This is a genomic window from Nonomuraea sp. NPDC003201 (genome assembly GCF_053590415.1).
Genome location: NZ_JBSFTC010000039.1, coordinates 42,539 through 59,544, shown reverse-complemented (window position 1 = coordinate 59,544; position 17,006 = coordinate 42,539). Strand labels below are relative to the sequence as shown.

The 17,006-nt window shown below is 71.8% G+C and carries 13 protein-coding genes; 5 read left to right on the top strand and 8 right to left on the bottom strand.

Annotated elements, in window-relative coordinates:
* A partial coding sequence (locus ACWDX9_RS17480; protein ID WP_449954694.1) for a hypothetical protein occupies positions 1-429 on the bottom strand: 429 nt, incomplete at its 3' end.
* Between the two features lie 225 nt (positions 430-654).
* Positions 655-1,197, bottom strand: coding sequence for a YbhB/YbcL family Raf kinase inhibitor-like protein (locus tag ACWDX9_RS17475; RefSeq protein WP_449954692.1), 543 nt, complete (start codon positions 1,195-1,197; stop codon positions 655-657).
* 629 nt (positions 1,198-1,826) lie between these two features.
* Between ACWDX9_RS17475 and ACWDX9_RS17470 the strand changes: the two genes are divergently transcribed.
* Together ACWDX9_RS17470 and ACWDX9_RS17465 are read left to right on the top strand one after the other, a co-directional pair.
* Positions 1,827-2,348 (top strand): PH domain-containing protein, encoded by a 522-nt coding sequence (locus ACWDX9_RS17470; RefSeq protein WP_350722916.1) that lies wholly within the window; start codon positions 1,827-1,829, stop codon positions 2,346-2,348.
* A 269-nt stretch (positions 2,349-2,617) separates the two neighbouring features.
* Positions 2,618-4,084: a PH domain-containing protein gene (locus tag ACWDX9_RS17465; protein WP_449954690.1), complete on the top strand. Its 1,467-nt coding sequence runs from the start codon at positions 2,618-2,620 to the stop codon at positions 4,082-4,084.
* A gap of 242 nt (positions 4,085-4,326) precedes the next feature.
* On the opposite strand, the gene sepH is transcribed toward ACWDX9_RS17465, so the two are convergent.
* From sepH to ACWDX9_RS17440, 5 genes are all read right to left on the bottom strand, one after another.
* On the bottom strand, positions 4,327-7,179 hold the full coding sequence (gene sepH / locus ACWDX9_RS17460; protein WP_449954687.1) for a septation protein SepH: 2,853 nt from the start codon (positions 7,177-7,179) through the stop codon (positions 4,327-4,329).
* 160 nt (positions 7,180-7,339) lie between these two features.
* Positions 7,340-8,284, bottom strand: coding sequence for a S8 family serine peptidase (locus ACWDX9_RS17455; RefSeq protein WP_449954685.1), 945 nt, complete (start codon positions 8,282-8,284; stop codon positions 7,340-7,342).
* Between the two features lie 318 nt (positions 8,285-8,602).
* On the bottom strand, positions 8,603-9,880 hold the full coding sequence (locus ACWDX9_RS17450) for a D-arabinono-1,4-lactone oxidase (protein WP_449954683.1): 1,278 nt from the start codon (positions 9,878-9,880) through the stop codon (positions 8,603-8,605).
* Between the two features lie 43 nt (positions 9,881-9,923).
* Positions 9,924-10,649, bottom strand: coding sequence for a polysaccharide deacetylase family protein (locus ACWDX9_RS17445; protein WP_449954680.1), 726 nt, complete (start codon positions 10,647-10,649; stop codon positions 9,924-9,926).
* Positions 10,650-10,703: 54 nt separating this feature from the next.
* Positions 10,704-11,906: an MFS transporter gene (locus tag ACWDX9_RS17440; RefSeq protein ID WP_449954678.1), complete on the bottom strand. Its 1,203-nt coding sequence runs from the start codon at positions 11,904-11,906 to the stop codon at positions 10,704-10,706.
* A gap of 93 nt (positions 11,907-11,999) precedes the next feature.
* On the opposite strand from ACWDX9_RS17440, the gene ACWDX9_RS17435 reads away from it, so the two are divergent.
* Positions 12,000-13,169, top strand: coding sequence for a lytic transglycosylase domain-containing protein (locus tag ACWDX9_RS17435; RefSeq protein ID WP_449954675.1), 1,170 nt, complete (start codon positions 12,000-12,002; stop codon positions 13,167-13,169).
* Here ACWDX9_RS17435 and ACWDX9_RS17430 read toward each other — a convergent pair.
* Positions 13,160-14,146 carry a ferrochelatase gene (locus ACWDX9_RS17430; protein WP_449954674.1) on the bottom strand — a complete coding sequence of 329 codons (987 nt, stop codon included), beginning with the start codon at positions 14,144-14,146 and terminating at the stop codon, positions 13,160-13,162. The two genes, ACWDX9_RS17435 and ACWDX9_RS17430, sit on opposite strands and share 10 nt — an antisense overlap.
* Before the next feature lie 88 nt (positions 14,147-14,234).
* Between ACWDX9_RS17430 and ACWDX9_RS17425 the strand changes: the two genes are divergently transcribed.
* Together ACWDX9_RS17425 and ACWDX9_RS17420 are read left to right on the top strand one after the other, a co-directional pair.
* Entirely contained in the window at positions 14,235-16,211 is a 1,977-nt protein-coding gene (locus tag ACWDX9_RS17425) for a prolyl oligopeptidase family serine peptidase (RefSeq protein ID WP_449954671.1), read from the top strand.
* Complete coding sequence (locus tag ACWDX9_RS17420; protein WP_355194354.1) at positions 16,211-16,999, top strand: inositol monophosphatase family protein; 789 nt, start codon at positions 16,211-16,213, stop codon at positions 16,997-16,999. The genes ACWDX9_RS17425 and ACWDX9_RS17420 overlap by 1 nt, the downstream gene beginning before the upstream one ends.
* Positions 17,000-17,006 lie beyond the last annotated feature (7 nt).

Below are 17,006 nucleotides of genomic sequence, written 5' to 3'. Positions count from 1 at the left end.
CCGCGGCTTCGCGGTGCGCTCCTGGCGCTTGGGGGCCGCGGGGCGCTCGGCGGGCTTCTCACGCTCGACCGGACGGGAGGAGGCCTTCCTGGCCGCCACGGTGCCACCCGCGCCGAAACCGCCCTCTTCCGCGTCGCTGCGGATGTTGGCCCAGAACTCCTCGTCGTCGTCATCCGTGCTCGGGTTGCCCCACTCGTCGACGCCGCGCCTGCCACGCTGCCCGGTACGCACCGGTTTGGGCTCGCGCTCGCCGATGGGGCTGAAATCAGGGCTGAAATTGGCCATGCGAGGCTCGTGCGCCGCGAACTCGTCAGTGGAGCGCGCGTGCGTCATCTCCTCTTTCTCAGCCATCTCCTTCAGCCGTTCCGGAGGGAGAGAGCTCTCCCTCCGGCTCATGGAACGCATGCCCAGTGCCACGACGACGAGCACGAGGAGCACGACAGCGACCAAGCTCACTACGACCGCGATCATTGCACCACCCTCAAAGCCATGGCCTCCCTTCGGCGCTGGTGAGATCGCGCGGCCATCGACGCGACCTGCCCCCATTGATCACCAGTGCCTAACGATTGGATCTGATTGTGTCGGACCACTATGAGCGTTGTCACACCCTACGTGAAGAATAGGTACACCGGACTACCTGCTGTGATCGCTCTCTCACTGGATGTCGACCGCTGTGAGCCGACCCCGGGCGATCGTCTTGTCCGCGATCTCCTTCAGGATGTCGGGGAGCTCGTCACCCTGCTTGAGGTCGACCCGTCCGTTCAACGTGTAGACGGTGAAGCGATAGCTGCCCGGGCTTGTGCAAGGCGGCTCATAGCCCTCCTTGCCGCCGGTGACCTTCGCCTGGCCGGACCCCTCAGGGGGATCCGCCGCGGCGTTGGGCCCCAGCTCGGTCGTGGTCGCCGGGATGTTGTAGAGCACCCAGTTGACAGCCGAATCGGACGGTGTGTGGGAGTCGACCACGATCGCGATCGACTTCGCCTCGGACAACGGTTGGCTCGACCAGCGCAGCGGAGGACTGCCCTCGCCGCCCCGGCAGGAGTATTCGGCGGGAAGCGGCTTACCTTCCCCCAACTCCGGGCTCGAGACGTTGATCTCCGCGATGTCCTTGGCCTGAGATCTGCCGATGAAGCTGCCGCAACCGGCCAACGCGAACGCCGCAGTCACCGCCGTCACACTGACGGCGATGTGCCGCATGCGTGTTGCCGCGTTACACAGCCCCATGCCGGACGATGCTACGCGGCTCTCGGCGGTGCGCAGACCGTTTCTCGATGGTCGGTGCTCGGTAAAGGATCCGAAACGGGTCAGAATCGCGGGATCCGTGGAGTGAGGTTGGCCACAGGAGTGGCCTGCGTGTCTGTTGGGGGACCGGAATCGGGTCGCGCCTCGGACCCGGCCTGGCCTGCTGGTTCGATGCGGTGGGGCGGGAGTGGGGTCATGCACCCGGATCCGACAAAACGGACAGCGTTTTCGGTCGCGGTGATGTCGCAAAAACCAGATGCGCCGGATCGGTCCATAGATGTAGGAGCTCGTGGTGATTCCAGCGGCTCTGGTGGCCCGAATCGGGCGGGGGTGGTTCGTGCGGGTGACGGCGGCTGCCACGTTGCGTGAGGCGCTTGCGCGGTGGTGCGGTCATGCGCTGGCCGAGCCTGGTTGGCACGTACGTGGCGCCGCCGACGTGGCCAAGCTCGACAGCCTGCGGCCGGCCGCCACCGAGCATGGCACCGGGGCGGAGGGGCGCGACGGCCGACACGCCGAGGATCTCGGTCGATCTTTAGCGGCCCGCGGGCTGATCGCCTTGCCCCCGCGCGCCCTAAGCTGGCCTTGTGACGTCAACTGGCCCACTGCGCGATCCGGCGAACCGCGTCTCGCCGAAAGCCGTCCGCCTGTGGCTGCTCGAATCGCTGGTCGCCTTCGTGTTCTTCCTCGGCGGCTCGCTTCTGGTGGCGCGGTGGGTGGGCGGGAGCGGCTGGTCGTGGGTGCCCGGCTGGTTCGCGGACAACTCCTGGCTGCTGCCGGCCGCGGTCGTGCTGCTGACGGCGCCGTTCCTGGTGGCCGAGCCGTTCGTACGGTACGCCGTGCACCGCTGGGAGCTCTCAGGGGACGTCGTCTACGCCAGGTCGGGGTTCTTGACCAGGGAGTGGGTGTTCGTGCCTGTGAGCCGCATCCAGACGGTCGACAAGGGGCAAGGGTGGATGGAGCGGCTGCTCGGGCTGGCCACGCTCGAGATCCGTACCGCGTCCCACGCCGGGTCCTCGACGATCAAGGGTCTTGACTACGCGGTGGCGGCCGGGCTCGCCGAGCAGCTCGCGCACCGCGCCGAGGCGCTCAGGGACGACGCGACATGACCGACCCCCACCACCCGCAAGGCGACCCGCCCCCTCAGCCCTCTCGGAGCGACCCGAGTCCTCGGCCGGATTCTCCCCCTCGGAGCGACCCTGGTCCTCCGCCTCTGAGCGAGCCGCGTCCCCTTGCCGGACCTCCGCAGCCGTATGACCAGGACGGCGCTCCGCCCTGGGCCGCGCACCCGGGCGGCGGCGATGGGAGCGGGCAGGCGTCCGAGCCGTGGAGCGGTCCGCCCGGCCCGATGGGAGGGCCGCCGGGTCCTCCGGTCCGGGTGCCGCTGCGGTTGAGCCCCAAGGTGCTGCTCATCGACCCCGTACGCATGCTTCCCTCCCTCCTCCTGCCCCTCGTCGGCGTGCTGTTCGTGGGCGGGTTCTCGGCCCACTCGTACGTATGGGCGGCCCTGGGCGTGGCGGGGACCGTGGTGTTCGCGATCATCAGGTGGGCCACCTTCAGCTACGAGATCGTCGGCGACCGGCTGGAGACCAAGCGGTCGTTGATCAGCCGTTCCGTCCGTACCATCCCGCTTGAGCGGATCCGCGGCGTCGACGTGTCCACGCCGCCCCTGCACCGCCTGCTCGGCCTGACCGTGCTCAAGATCGACACCGGGGCCAGCGGCGGCGACGAGGAGGCCAAGCTCGACGGAATCACGCCGGAGGAGGCCGACCGCCTCAAGTCGGTGCTGCTGCGGCGCGCGCCCCGGCCCGAGGCGCAGGAGTCCGAGGCGGCGGCCCCTCACGAGCGGGTGATCATCAGGGTGCCGAGGAAGTGGCTGCTGTACGGGCCGCTGTCCGGCGCGTACCTGCTCACCCCCTTCGCCCTCGCGGGCGGCGCCGTGGGCCTGGCGTTCCAGTGGGGCGACGACCTGGGCCTCGACCAGGACGCCGCCTGGAGCGCCGGGGAATGGGTCTGGGACCATCCCTACCTGCTGGTGGCCGTGGCGGTGCTGCTCGTGCTGGCGATGCCGGTCGTGGGCGGGCTGATGTACGCGGTCTTCAACTGGGACTTCAAGCTCAAGCACCGCGACGGCTACCTGGTCGCCGAACGAGGGCTGATCAACCGGCGCAGCGTGTCGCTGGAGTCCGCCCGGGTGCGCGGCTACGAGATCGTGGACGGGCTCGCCGAACGCTGGGCCGGGGTCGTACGGGCCTGGGCCATCGTCACGGGGCTCGGCGACTCCGAGACGCGCGGGCAACTCCTGCCCGACGTGCCCCGGGCCGTGGCGTACCAGGTGACCGCGGAGGCCATCGGCCCCCACCAGGCCGAACTCCGCCGCCACCCGCCCGTGGCGCGCAACCGCCGCCTGTTCCGCGCCGTCTTCCCGTGGGCCGTGCTGGCGGTGGCGAGCGCCGTGGGGATCTGGGCGACGGGGATCATCCTCTGGTGGGTCCTGCTGGTGCTCGCGCTGCTGCTGGCCGGGGCCGGGATCCCGCTCGGGCTCGACCGGTACCGGTCACTGGGGCACGGCTACGACGGGGTACGCGTGGCGGTGCGGTCGGGGTCGCTGCGGCGCTCCCACGCCGTGATCGAACGCCGGGCCGTGGTGGGGTGGCGGCTGCGGCAGACGTGGTTCCAGCGGCGGGCCGGAGTGCTCACGCTGATCGCCGGGGTCGGGGCGGGCAAGGGGGGCTACTCGGCGATCGACGTGTCGGTGGCCCAGGGGGCGGCGTTTCCCGGTGAGGTGACGCCGGAGTGGCTCGCCCCCTTCCTCGAGTCCCCCAGCACACCACCCACGGCCTGACCCCGGCGCCGCCCCCTCTTTTCTGGGCGGTGGACCGGGAGATCCGTGCCGAGGCACCGATCTCCCTTCCCCTCGGGTGGGCTGGGAGATCCCGTCCTTCGTTACGGCCCATGACCTTTGCGGCGGCGGACTGGGAGGCCCCGGTCTGCGTTACGGCCCTCGCGCCGGTGTGGTGCCGCTGAAGTCGTGGCGCCGTGGCCTGGCGGTGGGCCGCCGAGGTCGGTCTCCGCGCCTGAAACGGGTCAGTCCTGGCGGCGGGCGCCGAACATGATCTCGTCCCAGGTCGGGACCGAGGCACGGCGGCCCCGCGAACCCTTGCGCGCCTGGCGGGCCGCCGGAGCGGGCGGGGGAGACGGCACCGGCACGGGCGGCTCCTCCTTGGGCGCGTCCTTGCCGGAACGCGCCGCCGGGACCGCCGGGGCGGTCTTGGGCTCCGTGGGCTTGGGCTTGGGAGCGGGCGCCGGCGGCTTGGCCTCCTGAGCGGGCTGCTCGGGCTCGGCCGCGCTCTTGGGCTTCGGCGCGGCGGGCTGAGCCGCGGGCTCCGGCGCGGCGGCCTCGGCAGGCTTCGTCGCAGCGGTGCTCGCGGCCTCCGGTGCGGCGACCTCAGGGGCCGCCTCGGGCTGCGGCTTGGCGTCCGGTACGGCCTGGGTCGCCTTCTGCTCGGGCATGGCGGCCGTCGGCTCGGCGGTGGGCGCGTCTGCCGCTGGCGTGGACGTCTCGGCCTTCACGGCGTCGGTGGCCTGGGCGTCCGTGGTGGGTGTGGTGTCCCCATCGGCGGTCGCGTCGGCAGGCGCGGAGACGGCCTCGGAGACCGGCGCGGGAGCGGGCTCAGGAGTGGGCTCGGTGTCGCTGGCCGAGGCGACCGGCGCGCTGGCCGAAGACGTGTCCGACTCGGTGGCCGAGGAAGTGACCGGCTCGGTGGCTGAGGACGCGACCGGCTCCGTGACCGGCGCCGACTCGGTGACCGTGGTCGGTTCCGCGGACGCCACCGGCGCCGCAGATGCCGCCGGCTCGGTGACTGCCGCCGACTCCGAGGCGGCCACCGGCTCGGCGACCGCGGTCGGCTCCACGGATGTCGCGGGCTGGGTGACGGCCATCGCCTCAGAGGTCGCCGCGGGCTCGGTAACCGTGGTCGGCTCCGTGGTCGCCTTGGACTCGGCGGCCGGGGTCGGCTCCGCGGATGCTGCGGGCTCGGTGACCGTGGTCGGCTCCGCAGCAGTCGCTGGCTGGGTGGCCGACGTCGGCTCGGTGGTCGCTACGGTCTCCGCGGGTGCCACGGGGTCTGCGGACGTCTCGGGCTGCGTGGCCGCCGTCGCCTCATGGGTCACGACCGGCTCAGGGGCGGCGGTCGGCTCGGAGGCCGCGATTGGGGCCGGGGTCGTGCTCGGCTGGCTGGTCGCGGCGGAGTGGGCGTCCTGAGCGGGCTCCGTGGACGACTCCGGTGCGGCAGGTCGCTCCACCGCAGCGGGCGTTGCGGCCTCGGGCTTCGCGGCCTCGGGCTGCGCGGGCGACTCCACGGCGGCGCTCGCCTGGCCCTGGCCGACACGCTGGGCCTCAGCAGCGAGCTGGGCCTCAGCGCCGGACCGGGCCTCAGCAGCGGGCTGAGCCTGGGCTGCGGGCTGGGCCTGGGGCGCGGGCTGGGCCTGGGAGGCCGGCGGGTCCTGGGAGACGGGGCGCTCGGGAGCGGCCAACTGCTCCCCGGAGACGGGCCGGTCCGGAGCGGCGAGGTGCTCACCGGAGACCGGCTGGTCCGCGAGGGCGGGCCGGTCCTGGAGGGCAGGCTGGCCTGAGGTCGCGGGCCGGTCGTAGGAGGTGGGCTGGTCCGCGGCGGTGGGCCGGTCCTGGAAAGTGGGCCGGTCCTGGGAAGCGGGCTGGGCCGGGGTGGGGTGCTGGTCGTGGGTGGTGGGCTGGTGGTGGGGCTCGGTGGTGGGCCGGGGCGTGGGCGGCGTGGCCGCGGCGGGCTGGGACGGTGCGGGGGCCTGCGGGGCAGGGCTCTGCTCGCGCCAGGCCGCAGGGCGCTCGGGGGCGGGCGGCTCCTCGACGGCGGGCGGCGGTGAGGTGCGGGAGTCCGCGGGCGTGCCGGCAGGAGCGTAGATGGAGGAGTCCGCCTCGCGCCCGGCGGGACGGCTGGAGCCGAAGTCGGGCAGCCACGGCGAAGACCCGCCACGGCGGGACGAGGTGTCGCCGGGGCGGGCATAGCCGGTCTCGCGGGCGGGCGACTCCGGCCGGTAGTGCTCGCCGGGGTCGGGCGTGTCGTAGGACACCTCTCTGGAGGTGTCAGGCTCACGTGGAGGCGCGCCCCGCTCGAACGGGGGCGCCGCCTCCGGGGCGCGGCCGTACGCCGTCTCCGGCGACCTGGGCGGCGGGTTGTAGCCGACCGCCGGCTCCTCCGGCTCGCGGCGCACCACCGACGGGAACGGCAGCGGGTCGGAGGCGAGCGGCGGCACCGGCTGCAGCTTGGCGACCCGCGGCGTGAACGGCGTCACCGTCGTGTCCTCCACGACGACGGGATCCGGGTCGAAGTCGGCCGACGACAGCCGCATGGCCTCGTCGTCATGGGGCGTCACGTGCCGCTTGCGCGGGTCGAACAGCCATTCGGCGTGACGCGTGTGACCGTTCCACACGTAGCCGAGCTTGACGCGCCACAGCCCGTCGTCCCGCTTGGCGGAGTCCCAGTCGATCTCGTCGGTGGGCACGCCGCGCCTGGTCAGCCGCTCGGCGACGAGGTCGCCCAGGGTGGGCCCGGGCGACGACTCGCCGGGCATCCGGACGGCCACACGTTGCGCCTGCTGGGCGACGTACTCCCGCTCCTGCAGCACCGGACCCTCGAACCAGCGGACACGCTCGACCGGGATCCCGGCGGTCGCGGCTATCTGCTCCGCCGTCTCTCCGGCGCGGATGCGAGCCTGGATCTCCTTGGGGCGCAACGGACTCTCCACTTCGATCTCGTACTGGCCGAGACGGGAGAAGTTGCCGCGGACGGCAGCACGGAGCCGGTCGTCCACGGGAAGCGTGAAGCGCGTACCTCGCCCGGCAGTAGCCAGCACGAGATAGGTGCCGTCCTCACTCACCGCGACGAGTCGGAGCTCCTGCATGCGAGTCCCTTCGTCAGCGTCGCCATTCTTCCCCCGGACCCTTGAGTCTCTCGCGTGTGCCGGTTGCCTGCCAGCACCGTACCCGGCATGTCCGAACATCGCCTTCCTGGGATACTCCCGGGACGGTGTGACGCCGGTCACATTTGTCGAATCCATCCCTCTAGAGCCCGCCGTTGTGCAAGTGGAGGTTAGAGGCCCCTGACGGATTCTGACGAATCGCGGCGCGTGGTGTCGTGCACTTGAGCCAAGAGGCCAGAACGGATGGGGCGGCGCCAGGATGGCGCTCCAGGTATTGGGCGGCGACCCCGGCCAGATACGGGGCGTGATCGGAGAACGCCTGAGCGCCGGGCACGGTCCGGCAGGCGCCGGAGGACGCCGCGCCGACCACGAAGACGCCCGACCGCACCAGCGACCGCGTGGCGGTGTCGAGCGCGGGGGAGTCGGACCCGTCGACGGCCAGGTTCGCGACGGAGGGGCCGTGGGCGTGCCTGCCGATCCAGTCCAGCCCGGCGAGCAGGTCGGCCAGGGTGCCGTAGCCGGCGCAGCCGAGCACCCGTACCGAGGCGATCCTGGCCTTGGGCGCCATGACGTTGACGCGCCGGGCGGCCTCGGTGCCGTGGCCCGCGCAGTCGTGCCCGGTGCCGCCGGTGGCGTCGAAGGCGCGCCAGGCCCGGTCGCCGAGCTCGGCCCGGGCCGCGTCCAGGCCGCTGTCCACGACGTACACGGTGGCGCCGGCGCCGGTGGCCCAGCGGGAGCGCGGGCGGGACTTCCCGAGCGCCATGGGGCGGATCTCGCGGTCGGGCTCGACCGCGAGCACCCGCGGGTCCGACCGGAGCTCGGCCAGCTCGGCGGCGGTGAGGAAGGTGGCGAAGCCGGGCAGTGCGGCGGTGTAATAGCGCCGCACCCGCCACCGCACCTCGCCGACGAGATCGCGGGCGGCGCCGCGGCTGCGTGCCGTGACGATGAAGGGCCGGGTCGGCTCGGTGGGGGCGGGCCGCAGGGCGAGTCCTGACGCGGGCGTCATGGCGAGAGGAACGGCGGTCGTGGCGGCGGTGGCCACGGCCGCGGCGAGGTACACGGAGGGCAGGCCGAGTCGTCGGGGCACGAGTTACGAGGATGCCCGCCTCACGGCCCGCGCGGAGCCGTGACACGTTTCAGAGGAAGCTTCTTTACTGAAGGCGACGTTAGCCCAGAACCTTTGCTACCTTGAGCATGCGGACGGTAACCAGGTTCGCACGCAATGCAATGACAAGACGGCCGGGCCGGTCGTCTCAGGGCGCGGAGACCTCCAGGCGGTAGTCGGGTCTATGAAGCGCCAAGCACCCCGTTCCACAGCTCGCGGCGTCCGCGCCGCTGGTTCCCGCCGAGGGCGGGACGGGAATCCTCGACGTTCGCGGCGAGGTGCAGGTCAACTAACGATGCGTTAGCCGAGCACTCGATCCAGGTAGTCGTTACCGAATAGGCGTCCTGGGTCGAGCCGGTCGCGCAGGGCCGTGAAGTCCGCGAAGCGGGGATAGACCTTGTTCAGGTAGGAAGCGTCCCTGGTGTGCAGCTTGCCCCAGTGCGGCCGCCCGTCCAGCCGCGTCATGATCTCCTCCACGCCCTCGAAGTACGCGGGGTTCGGCGTCGGCCGGTAGATGTGGCACGCGATGTACGCCGACGAGCGCCCGTACGCGGTGGACAGCCACGCGTCGCTGGGCGGCGTGACCCGCACCTCCACCGGGAACGTGATCTTCCAGTCCATCCGGTCGATCAGGTCCCTGGTCTCGCGCAGCGCCTGGCCGAGGCGTTCGCGCGGCACCGCGTACTCCATCTCGAGGAAGCGCACGTCCCGCCGCGCCGTGAAGACCTTGTACGACGTGTCCACCGACTCCGAGTCGCCGAGCGCCGCCGCGCTGACGGCGTTGATCCGCGGGATCAGGTCGGGGAAGCGGCCCCCGAGCGCGCAGGCCGCGCCGAAGACGGTGTTCTCCAGGAAGACGTTGTCCAGCCAGTGCCGCAACGCGCCCGGCGGCCGGGCCGGGCCCGGGCTGCGGTTGTTGGTCTTGACCAGGCAGGCGTCGGTGTGCGGCAGCCAGAAGAAGTCGAGGTGCTCGTTCTCCGAGGTCAGCTCGTCGAGCGAGCCGAGCACCTCGCTGAGGGACAGCTTGCGCCGCCGGTTGCGCAGCAGGAACGCGGGCTCCACCCGGAGCGTCACGGCCGTCAGGACCCCGAGCGCCCCCAGCCCGACCCTGGCCGCGTCGAACAGGTCCTCGCCCGGCCCGGCCGTCGTCACCGAGCCGTCGGCCGGCACCAGCTCCAGCTCGGCGACCTGGTCGGCGAGGCCGCCGCTGTCGCGGCCGGTGCCGTGCGTGCCGGTCTGGATCGCTCCCGCGACGGTCTGCTCGGTGATGTCGCCCATGTTGGCCAGGGCCAGGCCGCGCTCGTCGAGCAGCTCGTTCAGCACGCGGAGCGGGGTGCCGGCCAGCACGGTCACGCGGTCGTCGCCCCATGACCTGATCCCGGTGAGCGCGCCGGGGCGCAGCATGACGCCGTCGGTGAGGGCCACCCCCGTGAAGGAGTGGCCCGTGCCCACCATGCGGACCCGCCGCCCGGAGGCGGCGGCGTCCCGCACGGCGCGTACGACGTCCTCGACCGAGGCCGGCATACGCACCTCGGCAGGGGTGCCCGACTGGTTACGCGCCCAATTCGCGAACGTCATGAGCACCCCTCCAGAGCATCGTTCGGTTAGACGCGAACGATACTCACTTCTCCCAGCCCGCGGGAACCGGGAAGATGTCGCCGGGCTGCAGGTTCTGCTGCTTGACGATGTCGGACACCGTCACGAGGTGGTAGCCCTTCTTCTGGAGCGACTTGATGAGGGCCGGCATCGCGTCCACGGTCTGCTTCACCCAGTCGTGCATCAGGATGATGCCGTTGGGCTGCGCGACCTCCATGGTCTTCTTCTTGATGGCGTCGACGTTCTTGCTGGACCAGTCCTCGGAGCCGGCGGTCCACAGGATCATCGGCATGCCGAACTCCGTGGCGACGTCGGCGACCTGCAGGTCGGCCAGCCCGTACGGCGGACGCAGCAGCTTGGGCTCGACGCCCGAAGCCTTCTTGACCGCGTCCTGGGTCTTCTTGATCTCGTTCCTGATGGTGCCCGCGTCGGACTTGGTGAAGTCGGGGTGGCTGTAGCTGTGGTTGCCGACCTCGTGGCCCTCGGCCACCATGCGCTTGACGAACGCGGGGCGGCTCTTGACGTACTGGCCTTCGAGGAAGAACGTCGCCTTCGCGTCATACTTCTTCATCGTGTCGAGGAGCGTTCCCGCGTACTTGCCGGGCCCGTCGTCGAACGTCAGCGCGAGGCACTTGACCTGCTCGCAGTCGACCGGCGCGGCCTTCTTCGGCGCCTGCGCGAAGGCGGGCGCCGGGGCCAGGGTGACGCAGACAGCCGCGATAGCTAGAAGTGAACTGATTTGTCGGGACATAGGTAATGCTTCCAATGAGATGGGTGTTGCGAGGGATGTCCCGACCGTAGCGGATCAACTATTGGCGGGTGAAGGAGCCTCGGGAAGTCTCAGCAAACCCGAACCTCCGATGCCCACGGCCGCGGCCAGGATCGCCGCCCCCCAGGAGAAGGCGTACGCGTTGGACGCGCCGAACAACTCGGTGAGCCGCCCGCCGGCCCATGCCCCGACCGCCACGCCGAACCCGATCGACGTCGAGATCCACGCCATGCCCTCGGTGAGCAGGGACGGAGGCACCAGCCGCTCGGTGAGCGAGAAGCCCGTGATGAGCGTCGGCGAGATGGCGAATCCGGCCAGGAACAGCGCCGGCGCCATGACCCGCGCGTCACCGATGAACATGATCGGTATGAGCCCCACCACGAACAGCGCGAGCGTCCGCACGAACCGCCCGCGCAGCGAGATCTTCCAGTCCCGCGACCCGAACCACAGCCCCGACACCATCGACCCGCCCGCGAACGCCGCCAGCAGGAACCCGGAGGCGCCCTTCACGCCGTGCTCCTCGGCGAAGGCCACCGTGATCAGGTCGACCGAGCCGAACACGGCGCCCAGCGCCAGGTAGACGCACGCCAGCAGGGCGATGCCGGGGATCAGGATGGGCGTGCCCGACGCCGACCTGACCGGCTGCACGGGCGGCTGGGTGCGCCGCTGGGCCGCCAGCGCGAAGGTGCCGAGGAGCATGCAGACCAGGGCCACGACCAGCCCCGCGTACGGGTTCACGGCGGTGGCCAGCACCGTGACCAGCGCGGGCCCGGTGACGAAGATGACCTCGTCCACCACCGACTCGAAGGCGAACGCGGTGTGCAGCTTGCCCGACCCGCCGTGGATGACCGACCAGCGGGCCCGCACCATCGAGCCCAGCGACAGCGAGGTGCCGCCCACGAGCAGGCCCGAGGCGTACAGCGTCCAGTCGGGTAGCCCGAACCCGGCGCACAGCATCAGGGCGACCAGCGCGAGCGCGTTGACGACGGCGAACGGCGGTATCACCCGGCCCTGCCCGAACCTGTCCACGAGGCGGCCCGACATGGGGGCGGCCACGGCGAAGGCCAGGTTGGTCATGGCGGCGACGCCGCCGGCGGTGGCGTACGACGAGGTGAGCGCGGAGACCAGCAGCACGACCCCGATGCCGAGCATGGACATCGGCATACGGCCGATGAATCCCGCCAGGACGAATCCCTTGACGCCGGGCCCGTCGAACAATCCCCGGTAAGGCCCGACCACGCCGTTTCCCCCTTACTTGAGCCAAGTAACCATGACGCACCGTATGTCCGTATGGCAAGTGATTTAGCGGGCGAGTGGGTTAACGTGTCCCGAGTGTCCGGTCTTCCCTCGTTCCGCGCGGTCATCCTCATGGTCGCCGCCGTGCTCGTGGTCACGGCCGCGGCCGGCGGAGTCGTCGTGATCCTGGGCGACGACCTGGTCAAAACCGCGAACGAGCCGGTGCGCAGGAAGCCCACGCAGCGGCCGCAGCAGCCCTCGCCGCGCCTCGACCAGATCGTGCCCACGGCCGCGCCGGTCAAGGACTTCGGCCAGGGCGGCGCCGGGGTCACCGCGACGCCGCCGCGCGTGCTGGCCATCGCCGCGGGCACGGTCCCCAAGAGCACGAGGTTCGCGCTCAGCGGGCTGAAGTACGTGCAGAAGGTGGCCGTGGTGGACGCGGGCGCGGTCAAGGTGGCCGGCACCGGCCTGAACCTGCTGGCCGTCGATCCCGCAGACTTCCGCTCCTGGACGCCGCAGCCCGTCGCCGACCAGCCCGCCGTGTGGAGCGCGCTGGCCAGGGGCGAGCTGGTGGCCGACGCGGGCGCGATGCGCAAGTTCGGGATGATCCTGGGCGGCATGTACCAGGTGGACGGCGGTCCCCGGCTGCGCGTGGCGGCCTCGGCCACGCTCGGGCTCATGGGCGTGGACGGGCTGGTGAGCGCGGACCTGGGCAGGTCGCTGGGGTTCGCGCCGGGGGTCGCGGTGCTGCTGCACGGCAAGGCCGGCAAGATCAGCGAGGCGGGGGTGCGCAAGGTGCTCGGCAAGGGCTCGCAGGTCGTCATGCTGGACGCGGCGCACCGTACGCCGAAGCAGCAGAAGCCCCAGACGACGGTGAACGTGGGCCGCCCGGGCAGCTACCTGGACCTGTACAAGGCGTCGGCCACCCGCTGCCCGGGGCTGTCGTGGACGGTGCTGGCGGCGATCGGGCAGGTGGAGAGCAGCCACGGCCGCAACAACGGCCCGTCCAGCGCGGGCGCGCTCGGGCCCATGCAGTTCATGCCCGCCACCTGGAAGCACTACGGCGTGGACGGCGACGGGGACGGCAAGTCCGACATCTGGAGCCCGTACGACGCGGTGCCCGGCGCCGCCAACTACCTGTGTGCCAACGGCGCCGGCCAGGGCGGCGAGAAGCTACGCAAGGCGATCTGGTTCTACAACCACTCGTGGGACTACGTGAACAAGGTCATGGGGATCGCCCAGGCCTACGCCCGCACCTACGCCTGAGGGCGCCGCGAGGGAGCGCCGCCGCCTGGACTGAGGCGATGAACACGGGGTGGGGGGCAGCAGGTGAGCGCGCAGGGGACGGGCTCGGGCTCGTCCATCAGCTCGCGCACCATCTGGACGAAGCGCGGGTGCGTGCCGGCGGTCGCCGCCCGCTCCATGGGCAGCCCCAGCTCGGCGGCCACCTGCCTGGCCTCGGTGTCGAGGTCGTAGACGACCTCCATGTGGTCGGAGACGAACCCGATCGGCACCAGCACGACCGAACGGGCGTCCGTCTTGCGCAGGAAGTCGCAGACGTCCGGCTCCAGCCACGGCACCTGCGGCGGGCCGCTGCGCGACTGCCACACCAGGTCCCACGGCTGCGTGCGGCCGAGCGCCTGGCTGACCAGCTCGGCGCTCCTGCGGAGCTGCGCCTCGTACAGGCCGCCCGAGGGGCCCGCGGTCTCGGCCATGGAGACGGGGATGCTGTGGGCGGTGAACACCAGCCTGGCGTCGTCGCGGCCGAGCCGTTCGAGCGCCGCCCGCGTGTGGTCGCCCATCGCGGCCACGAACCCCGGATGGTCGCCGAAGTGGCGCATCTTGACCAGCTCCGGGCCGTCCTCGACGGAGATCCTGGCGATGTCCTCGTAGTACTGGCGGCAGCTCGAGTAGCCCGCGAACGCCGAGGTCGCGAACACGGCCGCCTTCCTGATCCCGTCGGCCTTCATCTGGCGGACGGTGTCCTCGCCGAACGGGTGCCAGTTGCGGTTGCCCCAGTAGACGGGCACGCCGGCGATCGGGCGCAGCGCCTCGACCAGGTCGCGGTTCTGCCCGTTGATCGGGCTGACCCCGCCGAAGCCCTGGTAGTGCTCGGCCACCTCGAGCAGTCGCTCGCGCGGCACCCCCCTGCCGCGCACCACGTTCTCCAGGAACGGCAGCACGTCGTCGGGCCCCTCGGGCCCGCCGAACGACAGAACCAGCAACGCGTCGTATGTTCCCACGCGACCACCCTATTCGGGACCGTCGTCGGTCTTCCCGACGACCGAGCAGCCTCACGGAGTGAGGCCATGAACAGGTAGGTTCGATTGAGTGAGCGCATTCAATGACATACGCGACTACGTGGCCATCCCCCGGGTTCTCTCGCTGAAGCTCTCCCCCGACGGCTCCAGATTGATCTCCACGGTCCAGTCACTCAACCCCGACGGCAAGTCCTACGGCACCGCGCTCTGGGCGATTCCGGTCGACGGCGAGCCCTACCGGCTGACCCGCTCGGCCAAGGGCGAGTCGGCCGCGGTCTTCACGGCCGCGGGCGACGTGCTGTTCACCTCCGCCCGCCCCGACCCCACCGTCAAGGACTCCTCCGACGAGGTGCCCGCGCTCTGGTTGCTGCCCCGCGCGGGCGGTGAGGCCCGCCAGGTGGCCACCCGCCCCGGCGGCATCGGCGCGGTGCGCACGGCCGCCGACGTCGTGGTGTTCTCCGCCGACGTGCTCGACGGCGAGGAGGCGGCCGACGAGGACAGGCGCAAGGCCCGCAAGGACGCCGGGATCAGCGCCATCCTGCACGAGGGCTACCCGATCCGCTTCTGGGACCACGACCTCGGCCCGGGCCGCACCAGGCTGTTCACCGCCAGGCTCGGCGGCGACCGCCTGGAGGACGTGCGTGAGCTGACCCCCGACGCGGGGGAGGCGCTGCGGGACGCCTCGTTCGAGCTGAGCCCGGACGGCGCCACGGTGTTCACGACCTGGCGCACGTACCTGCCGAAGGGCGAGAGCCGTACCGACCTGGTGGCCATCGACGTGGCCTCGGGCGAGCGGCGCACGGTGCTCACCGAGGACGGCTTCGACTTCACGGGCCCGCTCGCGATCTCGCCCGACGGCTCCAAGGTGGCCTGCGCCCGCGACCGGTTCACCGGGCTGGAGGTCTCGGCGCGCAGCGAGCTGTGGATCGCCGACGTGGCCACCGGCGAGGGCCGCGCGTACGCGCCCGACCTGTTCCCCGCGGACATCGCGTGGGCGCCGGACTCCTCGGCCGTCTACATCGTGGCCGACCACCAGGGCCGCCGCCCGGTCTTCCGCGTCCCGCTGGACGGGGAGAGCAGCAGGCTCACCCTGGACGACGCCGCGTACACCGGGCTCAACGTCTCCTCCGACGGCGGCTCCGTCTACGCGCTGCGCAGCGGCATCGCCCTCGCTCCCGGCCCGGCCAGGATCGACGTGGCCGGCGGCGAGATCGTCGACCTGCCCTCGCCCGGGCCGCGCCCCGAGGCGCCGGGCACGCTGACCGAGATCTCCGCCACCGCCGACGACGGCGCCACGATCCGCGGCTGGCTCGCGCTGCCCGAAGGCGCCTCGGCCGACGAGCCGGCGCCGTTCGTGCTGTGGATCCACGGCGGCCCGGTCGCCTCGTGGAACGACTGGCAGTGGCGCTGGCAGGTGTGGCTCATGACCCAGCGCGGGTACGCCGTGCTCATGCCGGACCCGTGCCTGTCCACCGGCTACGGGCAGGAGATGATCGACCGCGGCTGGGGCAACTGGGGCCCGCGCACCCAGGCCGACCTCGACGCGATCGTCGACGTGGCCCTGGCCAGGGACGACATCGACAGCGAGCGCATCGGCGCGATGGGCGGCTCGTACGGCGGCTACATGGCCAACTGGCTCGCCGGCCACAGCGACCGCTACAAGGCCATCGTCACCCACGCGGCACTGTGGAACCTCGACCAGTTCGCCGGCACCACCGACGCCGCCATGTACTGGCAGCGCGAGATGGGCGAGCCCGGCTCCGAGCGGTACGACCTCCTGTCGCCGCACAACGCGCTCGACAAGATCACCACCCCCCTCCTCGTCATCCACGGCGACAAGGACTACCGCGTGCCGATCGGCGAGAGCCTGCGGCTCTGGTGGGACCTGCGGCGCAGCGAGGTCGAGTCGAAGTTCCTGTACTTCCCCGACGAGAACCACTGGATCCTCAAGCCGGGCAACATCGTCGCCTGGTACGAGACCGTCTTCGCCTTCCTCGCCCAGCACGTGCTCGGCGAGGAGTGGAAGCGTCCGGACTCGGTGGCCTGATGACGGATTTCCTGAGACTGGCCGAGGACATCGCGCGCGAGGCGGGCGACATGCTGCTCGCCAAGCGGCCCACGATGTCCGAGGAGATCGAGACCAAGTCCAGCCCCACCGACGTGGTCACCGCGCTGGACAAGGCGTCGGAGGAGCTCATCCGCGAGCGCATCCTGGCCGCCAGGCCCGGCGACAGGATCCTCGGCGAGGAAGGCGGGGAGAAGCCCGGCGATTCGGACGTGCGCTGGGTCGTCGACCCGATCGACGGCACCGTCAACTTCCTGTACGGCCTGCCGGAGTGGGCGGTGTCCATCGCCGTCGAGGTGAACGGCCAGGTCGTGGCCGGGGTCGTCAACCTGCCGGCGCGCGGCGAGGTCTACACGGCGGCGCTCGGCGAGGGCGCCTGGCTCGGCGCGGAGCGGCTGCGCTGCAACACGGGCGTGCCGCTCGCGCAGGCGCTGGTGGCGACCGGGTTCGGCTACGCGGTGAGCAGGCGCGCGGTCCAGGGCCAGGTGGTCGCGGCGGTGCTGCCCCGGGTGCGGGACATCAGGCGCGGCGGCTCGTGCGCGATCGACCTGTGCTCGCTCGCGGCCGGCCGCGTGGACGCCTACTACGAGCGCGGCATCAACCCGTGGGACTACGGCGCGGCCGGTCTGGTGGCGACCGAGTCGGGGGCCAGGCTCGAAGGCCTGCACGGCAGGCCGGTGAGCCCGGAGTTCGCGCTCTGCGCGGCGCCGGGGCTCTTCGAGGAGCTGCACGACCTGCTGGCGGCACAGAACCCGGAACGGGACGCCTGAACGCGAA